Genomic DNA, 21653 nt, shown 5'->3' on the forward strand with positions numbered 1-21653 from the left:
CCCGCGACCCTCAGCTTGGAAGGCTGACGCTCTAGCCACTGAGCTACTCCCGCTTTGAGAACGAAATGGTGGAGGGGGGAGGGTTCGAACCTCCGTAGGCTCCGCCGGCAGATTTACAGTCTGCTCCCTTTGACCGCTCGGGAACCCCTCCAATATCTTATGCTATCTGGAGCTGGCGATGGGATTTGAACCCGCAACCGGCTGATTACAAATCAGCTGCTCTACCATTGAGCTACGCCAGCCAATACAACTAACAGATTTTCAAAGAGAACTTCCAAATTGCCCGGCTCCCGGGGAAATCCGCGTCATTCACCTGTCAAACGCGAATTACGGAGACTATTCTCTGGTGCTCGTTTTGTCAAGACATTTTTACTCACCCGCCCGGGAAGCCGATCGAACCATTTCATAGAGATCCCCTCCCAAGGCATCGTTTACGACAACCAGGGGAAAGTCTTCAATCTCGAGTCGGAGCACCGCTTCCGGCCCCAGGTCTTCATAAGCCACCAGAGAAACGCTCCGGACACACTGTGACGTTACGGCGGCAATGCCACCGGTGGCTGCAAAATAAACCCCCTGCCGTTTCCGGATGGCTTCCACGACCTCCCGGGAGCGCCTTCCCTTCCCGATCATTCCCCGGAGACCGGCTTCCAGCAAAGCCGGTGTATACGGATCCATGCGGCCGCTCGTCGTGGGTCCGATGGATCCGATGGTTCTTCCGGGCGGTGTCGGCGTCGGGGCCGCGTAGAAAATCGTTTCCTCATCCAGGGAGACGGGAAGAGGATCCCCCCTTCGCAAGGCCTCCACGAAACGATGATGGGCGGCATCCCTTGCGGTCAGTACAGACCCGCTCAACAGGATCCGATCCCCGGCTGAAAGCCGACTGCACACCCCGGCGGTCAGGGGAGTCGAGAGCGATATGACGGATGCCGACGCCATCAGAGAATCGCCTCCCGGTGTCTCACCGCGTGGCATTGAAGCTGGAAGGCGACGGGCAGCGACGCGATGTGACAGGGCGCCATTTCCACATGAACGGCTAGGGCGGTGGTTCTGCCGCCGAGCCCCTGGGGCCCGATCCCCAGTGCATTGATGTCCGCCAGGAGGCCCCGCTCCAGGTCGCGGAGGCGCTCATCCGAGCCGTTCGGCTCTCCGATGGTCCTCAACAGGGCCCTCCGGGCAAGGACAATAGCCGTTTCCATTGCGCCTCCGATTCCGACCCCTACCAGCACCGGGGCGCAGGCATTGGCCGCTCCCTCCGCCACCTTCTGCAGTACATGCTGACGGATTCCCTCCCATCCCGCTGCCGGGAGAAGCATGGAAACGCCGCTCATGTTCTCGCTTCCCCCTCCTTTCGGCATGGCAATGATCCGGATCCGGTGCCCCGGCACAATCTCCGTGTGGAGAATCGCCGGTGTATTGTCACCCGTATTGACCCTGGAAAGGGGATCGCAGACCGATTTTCTCAGGTACCCGTCCCGGTAGGCCTGCCGAACGCCTTCCCGGACAGCCGACGGGAAATCGCCATCCACTACGTGTACGTCCTGCCCGATTTCTGCAAAGACAATAGCCAGTCCCGTGTCCTGGCAGAGAGGCAGTTTTTCCCGACAGGCCACATCGGCATTTTCCAGGATTCGGTCGAGAATCGAACAGGCCACGGATGAGGTCTCCCGCTCCCGAGCATCCCGGACCGTCTTGAGGAGATCCGCGGGAAGCTCCGTGTTGGCCTCCATGAACAGGCGGCGGACCGCCTCCGTGATTTCCCGGCATGGAATCTCGCGGACCTGTGCCATCGCCGACCTACATCCCCCTTCGAAATTCCAGGGCTTTCCCCAACGTCATCCGGTCCGCGTATTTCAGTTCGCCACCGACGGGAACCCCCTGGGCGATCCGGGTGATCGTCACGTCCGTCTGACGGAGCATTTTCGTGATCAGAAGGGCTGTCGATTCACCCTGGACGTTGGGATTGGTCGCCAGGATCACCTCCCGGACCCCTCCCCGGACGATACGGTCAAGCAATTCCTGGAGACGGAGCTGTTCCGGCCCGACTCCGTCCAGGGGCGCCAGTGCCCCGTGCAGGACGTGATACGTGCCTCGGTAGCTCTGGCTCTCCTCGATGGCGATCAGCGCATCCGGTTCCTCGACGACACAGACAGTGCCCCGGTCCCGAGAAGAATCGGCGCAGATGGGACAGACGTCTCCCTCGGAGAGGTGAAAACAGACGGAACACAGGTGGATCTTCCGCTTGACGTCAACGATGCTCTCGGCCAGCCTCTGGGCGTCTTCGCGGGATCCGCGGATAATGAAAGTGGCCAGGCGGGTGGCCGTCTTTTCTCCGATGCCGGGGAAGCGGGACAGCTCCTCGATCAGGCGGCGGATGGGAGGCGCATAACCGTTCATGGACGTTCCCGCTCAGGCCATCCCCGGGATATTGAAGCCGCCCGTGATCTTGGACATCTCTGTCGCCATCATCTCCTGGGATTTCCGCATCCCCTCGTTGACGGCGGCCAGGATGAGATCCTGCAGCATTTCCAGGTCGTCCGGATTGACGACGTCCCGCTCGATCCGGATGGACAACAGTTCGTTCCGGCCGTTCACGACCACCGTAACCATGCCTCCGCCGGCGCTGGCCTCCACGGTTCTCAGGGCAAGCTCTTCCTGGAGTTTGGCCATTTTTTCCTGGATTTTCTTCGCCTGCTTCACGATGTTGCCGAAATTGTTGGACATGCATGCTCCTATACCGCCGTTGCGGTCGATTATTTCGATATGATTTCGCGCACTTCTGCGCCATCAAAAAGATCCAGGGCTTTTTGCAGGATCGGCGAGTGCAGGGCTTCCTGCCTTTTCCGGTTTCTTGCGTCGATTTCCTCCCGCTCTCTGCCACCGTTGGCTCCGGATCCCTCCGGGGCTACCGGTTCCAGGTGCACCGTGAGCTGTCCGCCGAAATAGGTGCCTGCCAACTCCTGCAGGCGGTTCTTCTGGAGTTCAAGGTCTTCCAGAAAGACGTAATCCGTCGGGAAGCCGATCACGAGCCGCTGGTCCTCGACGTTCCGCACCCGGCCGGATTCGATTTTCGACCACAGCGGATAGCTCTGGTTCTTGATATACTGCTTCAGTCCTTCCCAAAGCGCTGCCGGATCCCCGTCCGCCGGTGCGGCTCCGGAATACGGATGGCTCTGTGTCCCTGACTCCGGCGTCACGGGGGCCGCCGAAACCGCCTCGGAAGACCTCCGCTCCAATTCGCCGGCGGCCACCGTCTCCCTCCGGCCGGTCACCGTCCCGTTCCCCCCTCCGCCCTCCTGCGGACCGCCGGACAAGCGCGATTCCATGCGCTCCAGCCTGTTCAGCACCTGTTCGATGGGCAACAACGGCTCCAGGCAGGCCATTCGGACCAGGATCGTCTCCATGGTCAGGCGCGGATTGCCGGTCTTCCGGACGTTTTCCTCCTCAGCCAGCAAGATGTCCACATAACGCTGGAGGTCTTCCCGGCCGACGTCCTTAACCTGCCCGGCCAGGTGGGCTTTTTCCTCCCGGCTCAATTCCAGGACCTCCGTCTCCTCCCCCAGGACCTTCACCAGGAGCAGGCTCCGGAAGTGATCCAGGAGGGCACCGAAGAACCTGGCCATATCCATCCCCGCATAGTAGCCTTCATGAAGCAGCCGGAGGCAGGCACCCGCATCTCTCCGGAAAACCGCCGCGGAAAGCTGCGGAAGGAATTTCCGCTCGGTGAACCCGAGCAGTTCCTCCACCTGGCCGTCCTCGATGGACAGCCCGGCATAGGCGATGACCTGGTCGAAGATGCTCTGTCCGTCCCGGATGCTGCCGTCGGCCGCCTCGGCGATCCACCGCAGGGCCTGGTCGCTCAGGCAAACGCCCTCCGCCCCGGCAATGGCCTTCAGGTTTTCCGCGATCCGGCCGATGGAGGCGCGGCGGAAGTCGTGACACTGGCAGCGGGAAAGGATGGTGGCCGGGATCTTGGAGGTTTCGGTGGTGGCAAAGATGAACAGGGTGTGGCCGGGAGGTTCTTCCAGGGTCTTCAGGAGAGCATTGAAGGCCTCCCGTGTAAGCATGTGCACTTCGTCGATGATGTAGATCTTGTGCCTGCAGGATACGGGGGCAAACTTGACATTTTCCCTCAGTTCCCTGACTTCGTCGATACCGCGGTTGGAGGCGCCGTCGATTTCCCGGACGTCCAGTGAAACGCCGTCCCGGATCTCACGGCAATGGACGCATTCATTGCAGGGCGTCTCCGTCGGGCCATGCTCGCAGTTCACCGCCTTGGCCAGGATGCGGGCGACGGTCGTCTTTCCCACCCCCCGGGGACCGCTGAACACGAATGCGTGAGCCAGCCGCTGGTTGCGAATGGCATTCCGGAGCGTTCGTACGACCGGCTCCTGCCCGACCACATCTTCAAACCGCTGAGGTCGCCATTTCCTGGCCAGGACGAGGTAATCCACAGGTGTCTTTACCAGAGATAATAAAAGGATAGCCAGGTTGACCCGCGGCACACGACGGTTTCTGATACCGCTGCTTCCTTCCGGACCTGACGGGGTTCACAGTCCGCCGTTGCACGGGACCCGGCTATCCGTTCCGAATGCTGTAGAATGCGTGTTCCCTCTCGGAAGGAACAACCGATTGCTCCATCTGCAGAGCGTTGGATCATACGGCAGCGGAAATACGAATGTCAAGAGTTTCGTCGGGTAGACACATGAAATCCAGGCCGGGGAACTTCGGAGACAGCCCCTCCCACATAGACTGTCTGGATATGAAAAGTAATTCGATGCCCGCATTTTTTTTGACACGACGAAACAACTGTGAGAAAAGAACGGCTCACAAGACGTAACGCACGGCGATGGAGGAACCATGGAAATCACAACCACTGTTGAACGAGACACCATTACCGTGGAGCGGGACATCATGACCGTCACACCCAAAGGCAGGATCGACGCGGTGACGGCGGCCGATTTCGAGAAGGAATTAACCCGTCTCTCCGGGGAGGGATACCGCTATTTCCTGCTGGACCTGCATGCCCTGGATTATATATCGAGCGCCGGTCTCCGGAGCATTCTGGCTTTCGCCAAAACCCTGAAAGGGAAGGACGGGCGCCTGGTATTCACCTCTCTTCAGGGACCCGTCAAGGACGTCTTCCGCATTTCCGGCTTCGGTTCTATCTTCAAACTCTGCGAAACAAAAGAAGAAGCGTTCCGGGAGTTCTGAGGCCGATCCCCTTCGCCGCCGACGACACGGATCAAATCATCAGCGGATTCTCTTGGTGACGTCATGAAGGCATGGCTGCGCTGCAAGGCCTGCGGCTTCATCGCAGAAGAGAAAGAACTCCGCGACGTCTGCCCTGCCTGCGGCGTTCCCCGCAAGATGTTCGAGCCTTACCGGCATCCGATCTCCGAGTCGAGGCGGCGCATCCTGGATCTTCATATGCATCCCGTGATCGTCCACGCCCCGCAGGCCCTGGCTTTTCTTCTGGTTGTCATGACGGCGCTCCTGCTCCCGGTCCGGGGACCACTGCAGGCGGACCTGGCGGCATCCGTCCGGATCATGGCCGTCTGCCTTCCCGTCACGATCGCCGCCGCCCTGGTCTCGGGCATTATCGACGCCCGGGTTCGGTTCCGCAGGGTCGACACGCCTCTCCTCAGGAAGAAGATCGTGGTCGGCGTCCTGTTCGGAGCGATCTCCCTGGCGCCTCCGCCGATCGCTTATCTTCTCCCGCTCGATTCGACCGGAACGGCGGCGACGCTTCTGGTCCTGGCAGCCGCGATGCTGGTGTGCAGTTCCGTTCTGGGCCTTATGGGGGCACGACTCCTGGACGCGAAGTTTCCCGGATAGACAACCAACCGCCCGATCGCCAGCCGATACCTCGTTGTCCTATGATCCGGCCCCTCCGCTCCCGGAATCGATGCCGCCGGAGGCGGGCGGACCCGTCCAGCGGACCGCCAAGACCGTGATGTCGTCCGATTGGGGTTCGGCACCGGCAAATCCATGTACCGATTCGACAATCCGCGCGACGAGCCCTGCCGGGTCCGAATCCTCCCTTTCCGCCACGGTCCCGAGCAGCCGGGCGTCACCGTAAAAGCGTTTCTCCTGATTCATCGCCTCGGTCACACCGTCCGTATAAAGGATGATCTGGTCGCCCGGGCCGAGGCAGACGCGCTCCATCCGGTAGGCAGCCTCTTCGGAGACGCCCAGCACAATCCCTTCCGGAACGTCAAGCCAGGAAGCGTCACACCCCCGGGAGCACAGAACCGGCGGGTTGTGCCCGGCATTAGAATATCGCAGCTCCCCCGTCCTGACATTCAGAATCCCGCAGAACACCGTGACAAACAACAGGGAATCGTTTTCATCACACAACTCCGCGTTGATCTGCCCCAGGATGTCCGCGGGGTCCGTGCTTCGCCGGGCGATTCCCTTCATCAGGGTAATCGTGACGGCCATGAACAGGGCCGCCGGGATCCCCTTACCCGACACATCGCCGATGGCGAAGAACAGGTGCTCCTCGTCGATGGGAAAGAAACTATACAGGTCACCCCCGACCTCCTGTGCCGGCTCCAGGGCTCCGTATATCTCGAAACCTGCGCCGGCCGGGAAAATCGGAGATCGCTTCGGTACAAAGCTCATCTGGATATTCCGGGCGATCAGGAGTTCGCTCTCCAGGCGCTCCTTCGCGGCAGTCGTCTCCCTGAGATTGCGGATGTATTCCTTCAGGGACAGGCGCATCTCCTCGAACGAAGACGTCAACTCCCCCACCTCGTCCCGCGCGTGCATGGGCGGCAGGGGGACGTCCAAGTCTCCCCGGGAGATGGCGCCGGTCCGGGCGGCCAGCTCCCGGACGGGACGCGTGATGTTGCGGGAGACACCGACCACCAGGAGGAGCAGAGCGGTCAACCCGATCCCGGCAATGGCCGTAACGACCAGGGTGAGGCGATGAACGCCCGAAAACAGTTCCCGCTCGGGGATGACGACCCCGATGGACCACCCCGTGGATGGAAGGGGAGCATAATAAAGCCATGACGTCTCCGGCGTGAAGCTGCCCGGAGCCTGCATAAACCCGCTCTCCCCCCGGACCATGCGGCGTCCCACATCCCGGAGTGCCGCATCGCCCTTTTCCTCGGCGATGCTAAAGATGCTCTCCCGCAGGATCAACTTCCGTTCCGGGTGGCTCATGAAGACGCCGTTGCGGGACAGCAGGAAGGCGTACCCGGAGGGGGTGATGGAGACGCGGGACACGACCTCCACCAGCCAGCCCAGAGAGATGTCCGCCGTGACGACCCCCCTGAATTTGCTCCTTCCCCCGGGCCTCTGGAAGAACGGGGCGGAAAAGGTTGACATCATGATCCCCGCGCCGCCCTCGTCGAAATACGGCTCGCTCCAGCCGTCCTCCCTCATCTCCCGGGGAATCTGGTACCAGTCCCACTGGTCGTACCGGTAGGTCTCGTTTCCCAGGTCCCGGCGCTTCAGGAAGCGGCCTTCCCGGTAGTAAAAGGGGGCATAGTACTTCCGGACGGGGTCGAAGGCATACGGTTCAAAGGCGACGGCAGAGCTGAAGATGTCCGGATTGGCCTCCAGCATGGAACGGATCTGGTCGTCCAGTTCAACCTTGCTCATGGCCTTCTTTTCCAGCATGGCCGCCATGAACAGGGGGGTCTTCTCGATGCCCTGGACGTACAGCTCGATCCGGTTGACCACGGACTGGGTCAGGTACCGGGCGTTCTCCTCCACATAGTGCAGCGCCAGTTGGCGGGAATAGAAATAGCTGTACCCGAAGGCCGCCAGAAAGATGACGGCCGTGCCGGCAAGGATTGTGAGGGAGAGCCGGTAGGCAAGCCCCCGACGCCTATTCTTGCCCGGGGTCCTGGACATGAACGTCTCCGTAATCGGGAATGGCTCGGATGATTCCGGCATCGGCAAGAGCCCGGGCCACCCGGTTGTAATCCGCCCGGTCCAGCCGCCCGGAAGACCGGGAGGTCCCGTGCGGCAGGATGAGGTCCTTCATCCGGGCGAGCATCCAGCGCTGGTGGGCCCTGCTTTCGTTGATCTTCGCCTCATCCACGTATTTCATGACGATGTCCAGCGCCTCTTCGGGATGTTCGAAGGCATACGACCAGCCTTCCAGGGTCGCCGCGGCAAAGGCCCGGCATATCTCAGGGGTCCGTGCACAAAGTTCTTCTCGGCACCAGATCCCGTCTTCGGGAAAGCTCAGGCCATGATCGGCCATGGCAAAAACCGAGAGCTCCTCCTCATTGAGGCCCGCGCTCAGCAGGGTGTGATACTCGTTGTACACCATGGCGGAAACGGCATCGACACCGCCCCGCAGGAACAGGTTCGGTGTGAAGGTCTGTCGCACCACGTCCGGATGAACACCGTACTTCCGGAAAAAGGCCATCGGCTGGGTCCGGGAATGCTCCCACAGGCTGACCTTTTTCCCTTCAAAATCCGAAGGCTTGAGGATCCCGCTGGATTTCCTTGCCACCAGCAGGATACCGGAACGCCGGACGATCTGGGCGACATGAACGATCTTCAGTCCCCCGGCACGCAGGCGGATCCCCTCCGCCAGGAACAGCGTCGCGAAGTCCGCTTTTCCCTGTCGAAAGGCCTCTTCGGGGGAGCCCCCGGGACCACCCCGAAGCAGAATCAGATCGAGACCGTGGTTTCGATAGAATCCCTTTTCCATCGCCACGAAATAGCCGGCGAACTGGGCCTGTGGAAACCACTGGGGCAGGAAGGTCACCCGCCGGAGAGGGCCCGCATCGGCGGCCGCCACCGTTGCGATCCGGAGAATCGCAAGCATGACGGCCACGGCAAGAAGCCTTTTTCCAAAGGGAGATCCCGACCCGCCGGGGAAGGACGACGCCGGCGACATGGACGGCAATGCTTCAGGGGAAGGGGTCCCGCGGCGGAGACTACGGCGCATGGTCGGCCACCGGCAGGAAAAAAAGAAATGGCGGAGAGAGGGGGATTCGAACCCCCGGTACGCCTTTTTGAGGCATACACACGATTTCCAGTCGTGCCCTTTCGGCCACTCAGGCATCTCTCCGCTGAAAGATCGGAACCGGCTTTGTCCGCGGAACGGGGGCTTGCTCGTGGCGAGGCCTTCTCACGGATACGGGATGAAGAAATGGCGGAGAGAGGGGGATTCGAACCCCCGTGGGAGCTTTTGGCCCCCAAATCGATTTCGAGTCGATCCCGTTACGACCACTTCGGTATCTCTCCGCTCAATCATGTTTCGGCTGTTCCGAAATGTGGTGGTTTTTTACCCTTTTCCCGCGGAAAAATCCACTCAAAATTTCGCTGCATCGCGCCTGCAGGACGCCCCCCGTCACTTCGGGCCGATGATTGAAAGACCCGTCATCGAAGAGCCGCCATCGGGATACGATGGCTCCCCCCTTCGGGTCGGCGGCACCGAAGGCGATCCGGCGGACCCGGGCATGAACAATGGCCCCCACGCACATTACGCAGGGCTCCAGCGTGACGTAGAGGGTGGCCTCCGGCAGGCGATAGTTCCCCAGGACCTCGGAGGCGGCGCGGATGGCCAGGATCTCTGCATGGGCGGTCGGATCCTTGAGACCCAGCGGCCGGTTGTGCGCCCGGCTGACGGGTTTTTCCCCGATTGCCACTACGGCGCCGACGGGGACCTCACCCTCCACTTCCGCCAGAAGGGCCTCTTCCAGGGCCAGGGCCATGAAGAACTCGTCGTCGTGCACTTCCCCTGCCTTCCGGATGTACCGTCCAACGTCTCACCGCCCGGGAAGGGCAGTCCCCAGGACCCTGTTCAACTCGGCAATGCGGTCCCGCAGGTCCGCCTGCTCCCCCCAGTTCGCAGACTCCAGGACCGGCCTGGATTCCCGGAGGCGCGCCACCGTCGTTTCCAGCTCGGCCATCAGCATCTCCCAGTCCACCTTCGGCACGGCCGCCTCCGGTGATACCCGGGCCTCGACCGCCTCGCCCGGAACGAGGGTCACTTCGTCCAGGTAATCGGGAATGTGCGCCCGGATGCCGAACCGCTCGCGGATCTTCTCCGCCAGGACCTGCTGGGCACCGTATTCCCCGTGGACAAGAAAGATCTCCATCCCCCCGCCCTCGAAGTGGGAGAGCCACTCCAGAAGCTGGGACTGTCCGGCGTGGGCGGAAAATCCGTTGATCGTGAATACCCTGGCCCGCACGGCTACGTCTTCCCCGAGCAGGCGGACCTTATCCGCCCCGTCGACGATGCGGCGGCCCGTCGTCCCCTGGGCCTGGAATCCCACGAAGACGACGCTCGCTCCCTCCCGCCACAGATTGTGCCGCAGGTGGTGCTTGATCCGTCCAGCGTCGGCCATGCCACTGGCGGAGATGACGATGGCGGGGCCCTCCTGCGTATTGATGGCCATGGACGCCTCGGTGGTCTCCGTCAGGTAAAGGTTCGGAACGGCCAGGGGATTTTCTCCGCGCTCCAGCATCTTCTGCGACTCCTCGTCGAAATAGGAGGCATTCCGGTTGAAGATCTCCGTCGCCCGGATTGCCAGCGGGCTGTCCACGTAAACGGGGATGCCCTTCGGGAGGCGCCCGCTCTTCGCCAGCAGGTGGATACAGTAGAGGATCTCCTGGGTCCGCTCCACGGCAAAGGCCGGAACGATCACCTTTTCGCCGCGCTCGAAGCTGTAGGCGACGGCCTCCGCCAGTTCGTCGAGACTTTCCTCCTCGTTCTTGTGGTCCCGGTTGCCGTAGGTCGACTCGACAAACAGGAAATCCGCCCGGCCGATCACGGATGGATCGTGCATCATGAGCTGGGAAGGCCGTCCGATGTCACCGGAAAACACGAGCTTCGACGGCTTCCCCTCCTCTTCGATCTCCATTTCGATCATGGCCGCGCCCAGGATGTGCCCGGCGTCCCGGAACACGAGCCGGAGCCCCGGGAATGGCTCGAAGGGCCGGTCATAGGGAACGGCCTGGAAACGGGAGAAGGAATTCTCCGCATCCTGACGGGTATACAGCGGCGCCACCCGCTTCTCCCCGTGGCGGAGGCGCTTCCTGTTCTGCCACTGGGCTTCCGTCTCCTGGATGTGGGCGCTGTCGAGGAGCATGACCTCCAGCAGTTCTTTCGTCGGTGGGGTCATGTAAACGGATCCTCGAAATCCCGCCTGGACCAGCCGGGGCAGGAGTCCCGAGTGGTCCATATGGGCGTGGGTGATCAGGGCGAATTCGATCGTTCGCGGATCGTATCCGTCCACTTTCCAGTTTCGCGACTCGATGTCGCGGTTTCCCTGGTGAAGGCCGCAATCCACGACGAAGCGGTGTCCCATCGCCTCGACCAGAAAACAGGAGCCCGTCACCGTCCGGGCGGCTCCGAGAAACTTGATTTTCATCCGCCGATTTCCTCCCTCGCTGTTTCGTCACCGCACGCAAGCACCCCCCGGTGGAGAGGCACGACCGCTCCGGGGGCTTCAGGAAAGGTTCAAGGCCGGCCACAGGGCCAGTACAACGGCCGGCACGATCTCCGCAATTTCACACGACGCCCCCAGGGTATCCCCCGTGAAGCCCCCGATCTTCCGCCGACAGACCATGAGCCATCCGGCGATGACGACCAGGACCGCCCCCGCCGCCGCCGCACCGGGCCACCCCCCCACTCCGGCCCCGCAGGCCAGAAGGAAAACCAGGGCCCAGATAGCGTTCACCGACGACCCTTTCCGGCGGAAAGCAGTGGCCAGTCCCCCTTCCGGACGTGCATAGGGCAGCCAGGCCATGGACCAGAGCAGGGCGGCGCGGCCGGCGACGGGCATCAACAGGACCGCCTGAGCCCTCAAGGATACGGGAACGGCGTCCAGAAAGGCCACCTTCATCAGGATCGCCGCCACGACGGCCACGACGCCCATGGTGCCGATCCGGCTGTCCCGCATGATCTCCAGGACTTTGTCCCGCGGCCGGGCGCTTCCGAAGCCGTCCGCCGTATCCGCCAGGCCGTCCATGTGAAGGCCCCCGGAAAACACGATCAGGACAAGGACCGTGCAGACCGCCGCCGGCAGAGAAGGCAGGAAGGCCATTGCCAGGCTGTCCGCGGCCAGGGCCGCAATACCGATGAAGAGGCCGACCAGGGGGAAGAACAGGACGCTGCCGGCGAGATCCTCGGGCCTGTCGGAACTCCGTCCCAGGGGCAGGATCGTCAGGAAGCGAAAGGCAGTCAGCAGGGGCTTCATGCCGGAGACCGGGAAACAGCCGCCTCCTCGAAGGTGGCCATTTCGGTAAGGATGCGGACGGCCGCTTCCACCAGGTTCATGGCCAGGGCCGCCCCGGTTCCCTCCCCGAGCCTCAGGTCCAGGTCCAGGAGGGGACGCTTCCCGAGGGCCTGGAGGGCGATGCGGTGTCCCTGCTCCATGCTCCGGTGGGAGGCGATCATGTACTGCGTGGATACGGGCGCCAGCCTGGCCGCGACCAGGGCTCCCGCCGTGGAGATGAATCCGTCCACCAGGACCGGTTTCCGCCGCGACGCCGCGCCGAGGATCAGCCCGGCGATGCCCCCGATCTCGAAGCCGCCCACCGCCGCAAGGACACCCACCGGGTCCGCGGGATCGGGCCGGTTCGCCTCGATGGCCTGCCGGACGACCGCTACCTTGCGGGCAAGCTGTTCATCGCCGATCCCCGTCCCCCGGCCGGTCGCCTCGGCGGCGTCGGCGCCGCTGAAGACGGAAACCAGGGCACTGCTCGGCGTCGTATTGCCGATGCCCATGTCGCCGGTGGCGAAGACGTCCGTCTCTTCCGCCAGCTCCAGGGCCACGCCGATGCCTTCCTCCAGGGAGCGGACCGCCTGATCCCGGCTCATGGCGGGCCCCCGGGAGATGTCCTGCGTACCGGAGCCCACCCTCCGTGAGAGAATCCGTCCCTCCCGGGCCAGGTCTCCCAGGTCGCCGTCGACTCCCATGTCGACCACCACGACCCGCGCCCCCGCCAGGCGGGCCAGGACGTTGATGGCCGCCCCGCCCCCGACGAAGTTGCGCACCATCTGGACCGTCACCTCCCGGGGGTACAGGCTCACACCGGAGGAGGCGACGCCGTGGTCCGCCGCCATGGTGACCACCGTCTTCCCGGCCACGTGGGGAGGCATCCGGCCTGTCATGCCCGCCAGGTCCTCCGCCAGGTCCATCAACCGGCCCAGGGCCCAGTGGGGCATCGTCAGCTGTTCGAGGCGCCGCCGGGCCCGGGCGCGTGCCTCCGGATCGGCGGGAGCGATGCGGGAAAGCGTCTGTTCGAGGATCGTCATGGGCACGCTATAAAGTCATCAGGGAAAGTCGTCAAGGGAAACCCGCCGCGCCGGCCGGGCGCGACTTCATTCGTTCCGCCGCAAATCGCCGCCTTTGATCGTCGCGGCAATCCCGCTTACCATCAGAACCACCCTGTCCGCACCTCCGGCAATGACCTGGTTGCACCGTCCGGCCAGATCCCGGAAACGCCGGGACAGGGCGTTTTCAGGAACGATCCCCATGCCGACCTCGTTGGTCACGAAGATCACCGTCCCGGGAATGTCCGCACAGGCCCGGAGCACGTCCCGGGACCGCGCCTCCATTTCGTCTTCCGACATACCGGAGGCCCCGGCCGGCCCCTCCGTACCGTCCTCCCGGGCGGACCGGAGCGTCTCCTCGTACAGCAGGTTGTTCACCCAGAGGGTCAGGCAGTCCACCAGGACGACGCCGCTGCCGGCGGCCCGGCGAAGGGCTCCGGGAAGATCCACGGTCTCCTCGATGGTAATCCAGCCGGCCCCCCTGGCCCGCTGATGGCGCCGGATCCGCTCGGCCATCTCCTCGTCGACGACGGGGCAGGTGGCGACAAAGGCCCGCTTCCCCGCCATGGATTCGGCCAGTTCCTGGGCATAACGGCTCTTGCCGCTTCGGCTCCCCCCCGTGACCAGGATGATTTCCGCCATCAGAGCCTCTCCTCAAGGGCCAGCAGGGAGGTTCGCAGATCCTCCTCGGAAAAGACCTCCACGGAAAGCCCCCCCCGGTACTCCGCCAGATAAGGCCGGAGCGTCCTCCACGCCTCCTCCGGCACGGCGGCGGCGCTCCGGTGGTCCCGTCCCTCCATGAGGCCGTGCAGGTGGATCATCTCCACTCCCTGCTTCATTGCATCGAACGCCGCAGTGAGGTCTTCCCCGGCGGCCAGCATATGGCCCACATCCAGGCACCAGGAGAGGCCGGACTCCTCCACCAGCGGCCGGATCCACTCGAGGGGATAGCCCAGGTTCTCCACGACCGTCCGCGACGGGTCCAGCCCTCCACCAATCAGGTCCCGGATCGACGTCCGCAGGCGCTCCCGCCATCCCTCCAGGGAAGCGGGGCCGTCCATCCCCCCCTCCTCCAGGTGGAGGACCCAGACGGATGGCCCGAGCGGCTGGGTCCGGTCGCAGAAACGAAGAATTGTCTCGCAGGCGCGATGGCGCTCCGCCCTGTCAGCGGTTCCCAGGGACAGGCCCGTGGGCAGGTGGATGTTGTACGTCAGGTCCTGTTCCTCCCCCAGGGCGCCCATCTCGGCGATCTCGGCGGGAGCGGGCAGGTTGTCCTCCCGGCCGCTCTCGAAAAGGACGATCTCCACCTCGTCCACCAGGGGGGCCAGGAAGCGAATGTTGGGCAGGATCGGGGCCGGCACGATGTAGGATGTTGTCCCGAGACGGAAGGGATATCGGCCTTTCAGGGCGGGCCAGGGATGGGAGGATGAAGCCATTAGCACTCTCGCTTCCGTTTCGTAAAGGAGCAGATCACCCTTGCAGGATCGGATGACGGATGCTAAACACGGACCGTCTTCCCATGTCAAGAGCCGCCGCCCTCATGAACCAAAATCCTTCCCCCATAAAGCGGTCCCCGGGGATCGCCTCTCTCGGGATCGTGCTCGCCGTCCTTTTGGCATGGGTCTGCGCTTCCCCTTCCCCGGCGAGGGCGAATCCACCGCAGCGGATCGTATCGCTGGCGCCGAACCTGACGGAGATCCTCTTCGAACTGGGCCTGGGCGACCGGGTGGCCGGCGTCACCCGTTTCTGCGATTGGCCGCCGGCAGCCGGGAAGAAGCCGCAGGTGGGAGGCTACACCAACCCGTCCCTGGAGGCCGTCGTCGCCCTCCGTCCCGACCTGGTGGTCATGACCGACGAGGGGACGCCGCGGGAGATCCACGACCGGCTGGTCCGCCTCGGCATCGCCGTTTATGTTTTCCGGGCCAAGCGCCTGGCGCAACTGCCGCAGGCCCTGCGGGAATTCGGGCCTGCCGTCGGAGCGGAAGCGGCCGCGGAAAAGCGCGCCGCCGCCATCGAAGACGCGCTGCGCCGGTTTTCGTCGCGGGCCGGGGCGAGGAAAGGAGACATCCGGACGGCGCTATTCGTAATCCAGCCGGAGCCTCTGATGGTTGCAGGACCCGGCACCGTCATCGACGACGCCTTGAGCGTCCTGGGCGTGCGGAACATCGCCGCCGGGACGAAGTCCCCCTATCCGAAGCTCAGCGTAGAGGAGGTATTCCGACGGTCCCCCGACGTGATCTTCATCGGCCGCGGATCCATGACCGGCGCCGGCTCAAAGCTGCTCCGCCGGTGGAAGGCCCTGCCGGCCGTGCGGAACGGACGCGTGCACGTGGTGGGGGAAACCCTGTACCGCCTCTCGCCGAGGCTCCTGGAAGGAATGGAAGAAATGGCAACCCTGCTGGAGCGTCCCGGCAGGTCCGCCGGAAAGAGGTAACAGGATGGACTGGCTGACTGCTCTGATTCTGGGAATCGTGGAAGGCGTCTCCGAATTCCTGCCCATCTCGTCCACGGGACACCTGATCCTCGCCTCCCAGTTGATGGGGCTCAGCCATACGGAGTTCCTCAAAAGTTTCGAGATTGCCATCCAGGTCGGCGCCATCCTCTCCGTCGTGGCCCTGTACTGGCGGCGCCTGCTCATTGACGTCGAGACGATCAAAAAGCTGATCGTCGCCTTCCTGCCCACGGGAATCCTGGGCTTCACCCTCTACCGGCTGGTCAAGCAGTTCCTCCTCGGTTCGCCGAACGTGGTTTTATGGTCCCTGTTTCTGGGAGGAATCTTCATCATCGCCTTCGAATACCTGCACCGGGAGCGGGAGGACGCGGTGGAGGACGTTTCCGGCATCACCTACCGGCAGGCCCTGCTGATCGGCCTGTTTCAGTCCGTCGCCATGATCCCTGGGGTATCCCGCTCCGCTGCCACGATCATCGGCGGGCTGTCCCTGGGCCTGCGGCGGAAAACCATCGTCGAGTTTTCCTTTCTCCTGGCGGTGCCCACCATGCTGGCCGCTACAGCCTACGACCTCCTCAAGAGCGGCTCCGCCTTCTCCATGGACCAGATGGGGTTCCTGGCCGTCGGCTTTGTGACTTCATTCGTCGTGGCACTCCTCAGCATCAAGTTCCTCCTCTCCTTCATCCAGACGCACACCTTCATTGCCTTTGGCATCTACCGGATCGCCTTCGTCGCCCTCTGGGTGCTGATCCTGTAAGCCCGGCCCTGCAACCGTGCTGCGCCCCGGGTGCCCGGCCGGAGACAGACATTCCCCCTTTACCCGCTGCCGGAATTCGCCTACACATTTCGGGAGACCGCCGGAGAGGAGACCATGAGCCAGCCGGAAAACATCTTTGAAGTCCGCCTGATGAAGCCGGAAGACGCGGACGGCACGGTCGCCCTGTACCGGGCCACCTACGGGGATGCCTACCCGATCCGGGAGATCTATGATCCGCGGGCCCTCCTGCGCCAGCAGGAAACAGGGGCGATGTACCACGTGGTCTGCCGGGAGAAGCAGGGTCCCGTGGCGGGCCACTGGGGCCTTTTCCGGACGTCGGCGCCGTTCGCGGGCATCTACGAGGCCGGGCACGGGATGGTTCTGGCGGAATACCGGGGCCGGGGGCTGAACGACCGGATCGCCCGGTACACCCACGAGACACTGATCCCCCGGCTCGGCATCGCCGCGGTATGGGGGGAGGCGGTGGCCAACCACGTATTCATGCAGAAGACCTGCACGGCGTCCGGTTACAGCGAGACCGGGATCGAGCTGGACCTGATGCCCGCCGCCTCCTACGAGAAGGAGAAGAGCGCCTCCGGCCGGGTCGGCGCGGTCCTTACATTCAGGCTCTATCAAACCAGGGGGCAGGCGATCCGCCTTCCGGATCCATATGCAGAAATTCTCCGGGGGCTTCATCGGGAGGCCCACGACGCACCCCACACGTACCGGAACGCCACCGCGGACGTCCCGCCGGAAGGTCCGTCGGACGTGCAATCCGTTGCCTTCGAGGGGGCGAACCTGGCCCGCCTGACGATCCAGGCCATCGGATCGGACCTCCGGGAAATCGTGAAGGGAAAAGAGAAACTCCATGCCGGCGGCGGAGCGACGGTATTCCAGGTCTACCTCCGCCTGACGGACCCGGGGATCGGATTCGCCGTTCGGACCCTGCGCGGCTGCGGCTATTTCTTCGGGGGTGTTCTGCCCCGCTGGTTCGACGACGACGGCCTGATGATGCAGAAGACCCTTCACGAGCCGAACGTTCCGGGCCTCCGGCTGTACACCGACAAGGCGAAGACGATCCTGGAATTTATCCTTCGGGACCGGGCTGAAGTGACGGCCCGCTGATGCCGACGCCCCGACGGGAGGCACATCCATGAGAACCCCGTTTCGCTGCATCCGCGATCTCCTGGTCGCCGGTACCGGCTGCGCCGTGGCCCAGATCGTCTCCACCCGCGGCTCGGCGCCGCGAGCCGCGGGGACGCGCATGATCGTCCCATCCGCCGGCCGTCCGAGCGGAACCGTAGGCGGAGGTGTCCTGGAGGCCAGGGTCGAGGAAATCGCCCGGAGCGTCCTTGAGACCGGCGAAGCCGTCCTGGAGACCTTTGTTCTCGAAGTGGAAAAGGCGGGCGATCCAGGAATGATGTGCGGCGGTACGGCGGAGATGATGGTCTATCGCCTGGAAGCGGCGGATCCGGACGCGCTTTCACTCTACCGGGAAGCCGCCACCGTTCTCGATGGTCGCGGCAGGGCTAGGTTCATCACCAGACTCCCCGGAGGGACGGCAGGGGGGCGCATCGCCCAGTGGCTCATCCGGGAGGATGGATCCGTCCTCGGTCCTCCGGAGCCGGAGGGAGGTCTCTGCGCACGGGTGCCATCGGATACCGGATCGGCGGAAACGCGACTCCTGACCGTCGCGGGCGGGCGGTTCCTGGTGGAATCGCTGTACGGCGGGGAAACAGTCCATCTGTTCGGGGCCGGCCACATCGCCCGGTCCCTGGCCCCGCTCCTGGAAATGACAGGCTTCCGGACCGTCGTCCTCGACGACCGGGCGGAATTCGCCAACCGGGAGCGTTTCCCCGGGGCGGACCGGATCGTCGTGCTCGATGCCTGGGATCACGCCCTGGAAGGCCTGGAAGTCGGGTCCGGGGGGTTCCTCGTCATCATGACCCGGGGCCATGCCTTCGACCGGGACGTTCTTCGCCAGGCCCTGCGGACCGCCGCCGGGTACATCGGCATGATCAGCAGCAGGAGGAAGCGGGACGCCATCTTCGCCGCCCTGCGGGAGGAAGGATACGCGGAACGGGATCTGGCGAGGGTTCGAGCCCCCGTCGGGATTCCCATCGGCGCCGAGACGCCGGAGGAGATCGCCGTCAGCATCGCCGCGGAAATGATCCGCCATCGGGCCGGCATCGAGCCCTGACGGGCGAAGGGCCGCCGCACCGCTTATCGTCGCTTGAGGATTTCATCGAGGGCCGACACAAAGGCCTCCATGGCCTCCCGGACGGACAGGGTGACGCGGATGAAGTTGGGGAAGCGGAATCCCGTCATGGTGCGGACCATGACCCCGCGTGTCATCAGCTTCCGGTAGGCCAGGGTGTCGCTCATGGGGAGACGGATCATGACGAAGTTTCCCTCCCCGGAAACGAACGGCAGGCCCCGGACGGCCAGTTCCTCCTCCAGATAAGCGCGGCTCTCCCGGACCAGCCGCCGGCTTTCCAGGACGTGATTCCCGTCGTCCAGGGCCGCCACAGCGGCCTCCTGGGCCACTGCGTTGACGGAATAGACGACACAGGCGCGTCGAACGGCATCCACCACCGGCAACGACCCGGCCAGATAGCCGATCCGCAGGCCCGCCAGCCCGTACATCTTGGAAAAGGTCCGGAACACGACGAGGTGGGGGTATTCATCCAGGAGGGACATGCCGTCGGGATAATCCTCCCCCTCGACGAACTCGCAATATGCCTCATCGACGACCACGATCGCCCGGCCGTCGACGGCCTCCAGGAAGCGCCGGAGCCGGTCCCTTCCCCAGCAGGTCCCCGTCGGATTGTTGGGATTGCAGATAAAGAAGATCTTGGTCCGGCCGTCCATCCGCTCCAGCATGCCCCGGTCGTCGAAGGCATAATCCCGGAGCGGCACGAGACGCGCCTCCAGACCCGAAAAGGTGGCCACCCACTCGTAGACGGCAAACGTGCGGTCCGCCGTGACGATGTTGTCGCCGGCCTCGCAGAAGGCCTTGATGACGAAGGCAATAACCTCGTTGGCGCCGTTTCCGACGAGAAACCGCTCCGGATCCATGCTGAAGCGGTCCGACAGCTTCCGCCGCAGATAGAAGGAATCGCCACTGGGATAAAGGGCGGCCCGGGGCGGGACAAAACGGCGGATCACTTCCTGCGCCGCCGGCGGGGGTCCCAGAGCGTTCTCGTTGTTGTTCAGGCGAAAGAGCCGGGAACAGCCGTAAAGCCGCATCAACTCCGCGTCTGGCCGGCTGGGCACATAGGGCTCGAAGCTCCGGATGTAGGGCGGCAGCAGGCTCTCCAGAGAGAGAGGACTCATGGACGACCGCCTCCCGCCGCGTACTGAAAGAGGACCACGTCTCCCCGGCCGCCCGCGGGAAGCATCACCCGGGGACGGAATCCGGCGTCGAGAAGCAGGGGGGTAAAGGGCGCCTGCCAGGCACGGCCGAGATCGATCTCGAAGAAGAGTGCAATCCCCGGGATCTCCCGCAAAATGCTGCGAACGTGCTCCTCCAGGTTGGTGGCGGCATCCCGCCCCCACCAGACAGGCCGAAGCACGGCCCGTCCCCGGGACCGGTCGAAGGTGGCGGACAGGACGGAAAACGGATAAGACGCCTCGCCCTCTTCATGGGTCTGCCGGACCTCCCGAGCAAAAGCCAGCCGCTCGCAGGACTCCTTCAGAAACGCCTCCAGGAGTGGATGGACCCAGGAAACGCCTCCTTCATCCTCCCGGATCTGACGGTAATAAACCGGGGTCTCGACTTCTCCATCCGCAGTGGTGTCGATCAGCGACCCCAGGATCTCGAAATACTCCACCGGCAGAAACGGCGACGGGAGGCGGCTGTACATCCCTGAAACGTCCGATTTCGCAATGGCGGCGATGCATGCCTCGACGAGGAGGCGTCCCGCCTCCGATCCCTGCGGCTGGCCGAACAGGCAGGGGCCGAAAAACTCCACCAGCCCCGACCCCTCCCGTCGCCAGGCAATCCCCCCTCCCAGGGGTCCTCTCGCGTCCTCCGCCACAACGACTCCATATTCGCCCGACGCCACCATATCGGCCAGTTTCCCAGGAATCAGAAAGTCGCGGGGACAGATCCCTTCCGGTGTATGGCGCAGCAGGAGCCGGGAAAACAGCTTCAGCGTCTCCGCGTCGGGTGTTTTCAAGACCGGAGCGGTCAAAGGCCTGGGAAGGGGAATGTCACCGGGTGCGGTTTCCGGGTAAACCTTATCCTTCCGAAAGGTAATCTCCAATCGGTCTTCCCCGTAGCGCGCCCGGATTTTGTCCACCATCCTGGCGGCGATCAGGAGACCCGCTTCCGCGGGCAGTTCCTCCCCGTCGCAGGGAATCGACGAGGTCAGGTTGAAGGCCCTCATGTTGAAGAAGCGCGTCCGGAAGGAGAACTCCACCTCCGCGTAATAAATCCCGCCCCGACAGGTGAGCCGCACGTCCTCTCCGGCAGCCCCCGGCCCGGTCAGGTGGGAAAAGACCTCCTCGGACGCCAGGGTCAGGGACAGGGCCTCCTCCCCGGCGAGGCCGAAGGAGAGAGCCGATTTCTCGGCAAAGGCCATGACAACGGGAAGAAAGGCCGGACGGGGTGGAACCGTGAGCGAAACATCATCCGGCCGGAGAACATGCATCCTGTCCATAATCCACTATGTCCTTTCCGCATCCTGGAGGGGACGCTGCACGGGCGCCCCGTTCATGGCCGGGGTGCGTTCCGCGGTCGTCGCAAAGACTGCCGGGAACGCCTTGTCCGTCAATCCGCGGCCGGGGGCGACACCGCCGACCGCCGAGGGCAGATTAGCGTAGGACTATTCATTTCTCAAGAGGAACGGTCTCATAAGCAGGGGTACGGATTTCAAATCCGCTCCTCTTCCTTTTTCCCTTTCTTTCTTATTAAACAGGACCAGCCGCCAATTGATGGTCGGATGGCGGGAGGGATACTTCCCTCGCGCTCAGAAGCGTTTTTTCGACCCTGCATCGTCTCGCTCCGCTGCAAAGTCATAACTCGCGCCCAGGGGCGCTCAGACAGATGACTTTGCGGGCGCTGCGCTGCGACGGCAGGGTACCCCGAAAAAGCCGCTATTCGCGCTCCGGGAAGCCCCCCTCCCCGACCAATGTTCGCGGGGGCGCGACCGGGGGTTCCCAGAGGAGCAATTGGAAAACGTTTCCGG

At 63.8% G+C, this 21653-nt stretch carries 21 protein-coding genes, 4 tRNA genes and 1 other RNA gene; 6 read left to right on the forward strand and 20 right to left on the reverse strand.

What is annotated here, in order from left to right:
* Positions 1-66: 66 nt before the first annotated feature.
* The 8 genes from PLO63_17590 to ffs all read right to left on the reverse strand — a co-directional run bounded on the left by PLO63_17590 (position 67) and on the right by ffs (position 4577).
* Positions 67-151 (reverse strand) — tRNA-Tyr (locus tag PLO63_17590).
* Between the two features lie 16 nt (positions 152-167).
* Positions 168-242: transfer RNA gene (locus tag PLO63_17595), tRNA-Thr, on the reverse strand.
* Between the two features lie 127 nt (positions 243-369).
* The gene (locus PLO63_17600; protein HOI75956.1) at positions 370-936 is read right to left on the reverse strand and encodes a FumA C-terminus/TtdB family hydratase beta subunit; all 567 of its coding nucleotides are present in this window, start codon (positions 934-936) and stop codon (positions 370-372) included.
* Entirely contained in the window at positions 936-1787 is an 852-nt protein-coding gene (locus PLO63_17605) for a fumarate hydratase (protein ID HOI75957.1), read from the reverse strand. The genes PLO63_17600 and PLO63_17605 overlap by 1 nt, the downstream gene beginning before the upstream one ends.
* Before the next feature lie 7 nt (positions 1788-1794).
* Positions 1795-2394: a recombination mediator RecR gene (recR, locus tag PLO63_17610; GenBank protein ID HOI75958.1), complete on the reverse strand. Its 600-nt coding sequence runs from the start codon at positions 2392-2394 to the stop codon at positions 1795-1797.
* 12 nt (positions 2395-2406) lie between these two features.
* On the reverse strand, positions 2407-2721 hold the full coding sequence (locus PLO63_17615) for a YbaB/EbfC family nucleoid-associated protein (protein HOI75959.1): 315 nt from the start codon (positions 2719-2721) through the stop codon (positions 2407-2409).
* A 29-nt stretch (positions 2722-2750) separates the two neighbouring features.
* A complete protein-coding gene (gene dnaX, locus PLO63_17620) occupies positions 2751-4451 on the reverse strand; it encodes a DNA polymerase III subunit gamma/tau (GenBank protein ID HOI75960.1) in 1701 nt (566 codons plus the stop codon).
* 27 nt (positions 4452-4478) lie between these two features.
* An RNA gene (gene ffs, locus PLO63_17625) (signal recognition particle sRNA small type) lies at positions 4479-4577 on the reverse strand.
* 280 nt (positions 4578-4857) lie between these two features.
* On the opposite strand from ffs, the gene PLO63_17630 reads away from it, so the two are divergent.
* Together PLO63_17630 and PLO63_17635 are read left to right on the forward strand one after the other, a co-directional pair.
* A complete protein-coding gene (locus PLO63_17630) occupies positions 4858-5211 on the forward strand; it encodes an STAS domain-containing protein (protein ID HOI75961.1) in 354 nt (117 codons plus the stop codon).
* Positions 5212-5274: 63 nt separating this feature from the next.
* Entirely contained in the window at positions 5275-5835 is a 561-nt protein-coding gene (locus PLO63_17635) for a hypothetical protein (GenBank protein HOI75962.1), read from the forward strand.
* 39 nt (positions 5836-5874) lie between these two features.
* Here PLO63_17635 and PLO63_17640 read toward each other — a convergent pair whose 3' ends face one another.
* From PLO63_17640 to cbiR, 10 genes are all read right to left on the reverse strand, one after another.
* The gene (locus PLO63_17640; protein HOI75963.1) at positions 5875-7866 is read right to left on the reverse strand and encodes a SpoIIE family protein phosphatase; all 1992 of its coding nucleotides are present in this window, start codon (positions 7864-7866) and stop codon (positions 5875-5877) included.
* Positions 7841-8794 (reverse strand): ABC transporter substrate-binding protein, encoded by a 954-nt coding sequence (locus PLO63_17645; protein HOI75964.1) that lies wholly within the window; start codon positions 8792-8794, stop codon positions 7841-7843. The genes PLO63_17640 and PLO63_17645 overlap by 26 nt, the downstream gene beginning before the upstream one ends.
* A 151-nt stretch (positions 8795-8945) precedes the next feature.
* A tRNA-Ser gene (locus PLO63_17650) sits at positions 8946-9040 on the reverse strand.
* Positions 9041-9122: 82 nt separating this feature from the next.
* Positions 9123-9216 (reverse strand) — tRNA-Ser (locus PLO63_17655).
* A gap of 2 nt (positions 9217-9218) precedes the next feature.
* Complete coding sequence (gene tadA / locus PLO63_17660; GenBank protein HOI75965.1) at positions 9219-9707, reverse strand: tRNA adenosine(34) deaminase TadA; 489 nt, start codon at positions 9705-9707, stop codon at positions 9219-9221.
* A gap of 33 nt (positions 9708-9740) precedes the next feature.
* Positions 9741-11348, reverse strand: coding sequence for an MBL fold metallo-hydrolase (locus tag PLO63_17665; GenBank protein HOI75966.1), 1608 nt, complete (start codon positions 11346-11348; stop codon positions 9741-9743).
* Between the two features lie 78 nt (positions 11349-11426).
* Positions 11427-12176, reverse strand: coding sequence for an adenosylcobinamide-GDP ribazoletransferase (gene cobS, locus PLO63_17670; GenBank protein HOI75967.1), 750 nt, complete (start codon positions 12174-12176; stop codon positions 11427-11429).
* On the reverse strand, positions 12173-13237 hold the full coding sequence (gene cobT, locus PLO63_17675; GenBank protein ID HOI75968.1) for a nicotinate-nucleotide--dimethylbenzimidazole phosphoribosyltransferase: 1065 nt from the start codon (positions 13235-13237) through the stop codon (positions 12173-12175). Before cobT ends, cobS begins: the two co-directional genes overlap by 4 nt.
* 66 nt (positions 13238-13303) lie before the next feature.
* Complete coding sequence (cobU, locus tag PLO63_17680) at positions 13304-13897, reverse strand: bifunctional adenosylcobinamide kinase/adenosylcobinamide-phosphate guanylyltransferase (GenBank protein HOI75969.1); 594 nt, start codon at positions 13895-13897, stop codon at positions 13304-13306.
* Positions 13897-14691 (reverse strand): cobamide remodeling phosphodiesterase CbiR, encoded by a 795-nt coding sequence (gene cbiR, locus PLO63_17685; protein HOI75970.1) that lies wholly within the window; start codon positions 14689-14691, stop codon positions 13897-13899. Before cbiR ends, cobU begins: the two co-directional genes overlap by 1 nt.
* 104 nt (positions 14692-14795) lie before the next feature.
* Here cbiR and PLO63_17690 point away from each other — a divergent pair, with 104 nt between their 5' ends.
* From PLO63_17690 to PLO63_17705, 4 genes are all read left to right on the forward strand, one after another.
* Positions 14796-15689 (forward strand): helical backbone metal receptor, encoded by an 894-nt coding sequence (locus tag PLO63_17690; protein HOI75971.1) that lies wholly within the window; start codon positions 14796-14798, stop codon positions 15687-15689.
* A gap of 4 nt (positions 15690-15693) precedes the next feature.
* Entirely contained in the window at positions 15694-16461 is a 768-nt protein-coding gene (locus tag PLO63_17695; GenBank protein ID HOI75972.1) for an undecaprenyl-diphosphate phosphatase, read from the forward strand.
* A 114-nt stretch (positions 16462-16575) separates the two neighbouring features.
* Complete coding sequence (locus PLO63_17700) at positions 16576-17586, forward strand: hypothetical protein (GenBank protein HOI75973.1); 1011 nt, start codon at positions 16576-16578, stop codon at positions 17584-17586.
* Positions 17587-17614: 28 nt separating this feature from the next.
* Positions 17615-18661, forward strand: coding sequence for an XdhC family protein (locus tag PLO63_17705; protein ID HOI75974.1), 1047 nt, complete (start codon positions 17615-17617; stop codon positions 18659-18661).
* A 23-nt stretch (positions 18662-18684) separates the two neighbouring features.
* Here the strand turns inward: PLO63_17705 and hisC are convergent, their stop codons facing one another.
* The gene (hisC, locus tag PLO63_17710) at positions 18685-19797 is read right to left on the reverse strand and encodes a histidinol-phosphate transaminase (protein HOI75975.1); all 1113 of its coding nucleotides are present in this window, start codon (positions 19795-19797) and stop codon (positions 18685-18687) included.
* Positions 19794-21125, reverse strand: a complete 1332-nt coding sequence (locus PLO63_17715) for a hypothetical protein (GenBank protein HOI75976.1) — start codon at positions 21123-21125, stop codon at positions 19794-19796. The genes hisC and PLO63_17715 overlap by 4 nt, the downstream gene beginning before the upstream one ends.
* Positions 21126-21653 lie beyond the last annotated feature (528 nt).

The sequence above is a fragment of the Syntrophales bacterium genome (assembly GCA_035363115.1).
Classification (GTDB): Bacteria; Desulfobacterota; Syntrophia; order Syntrophales; family PHBD01; genus PHBD01.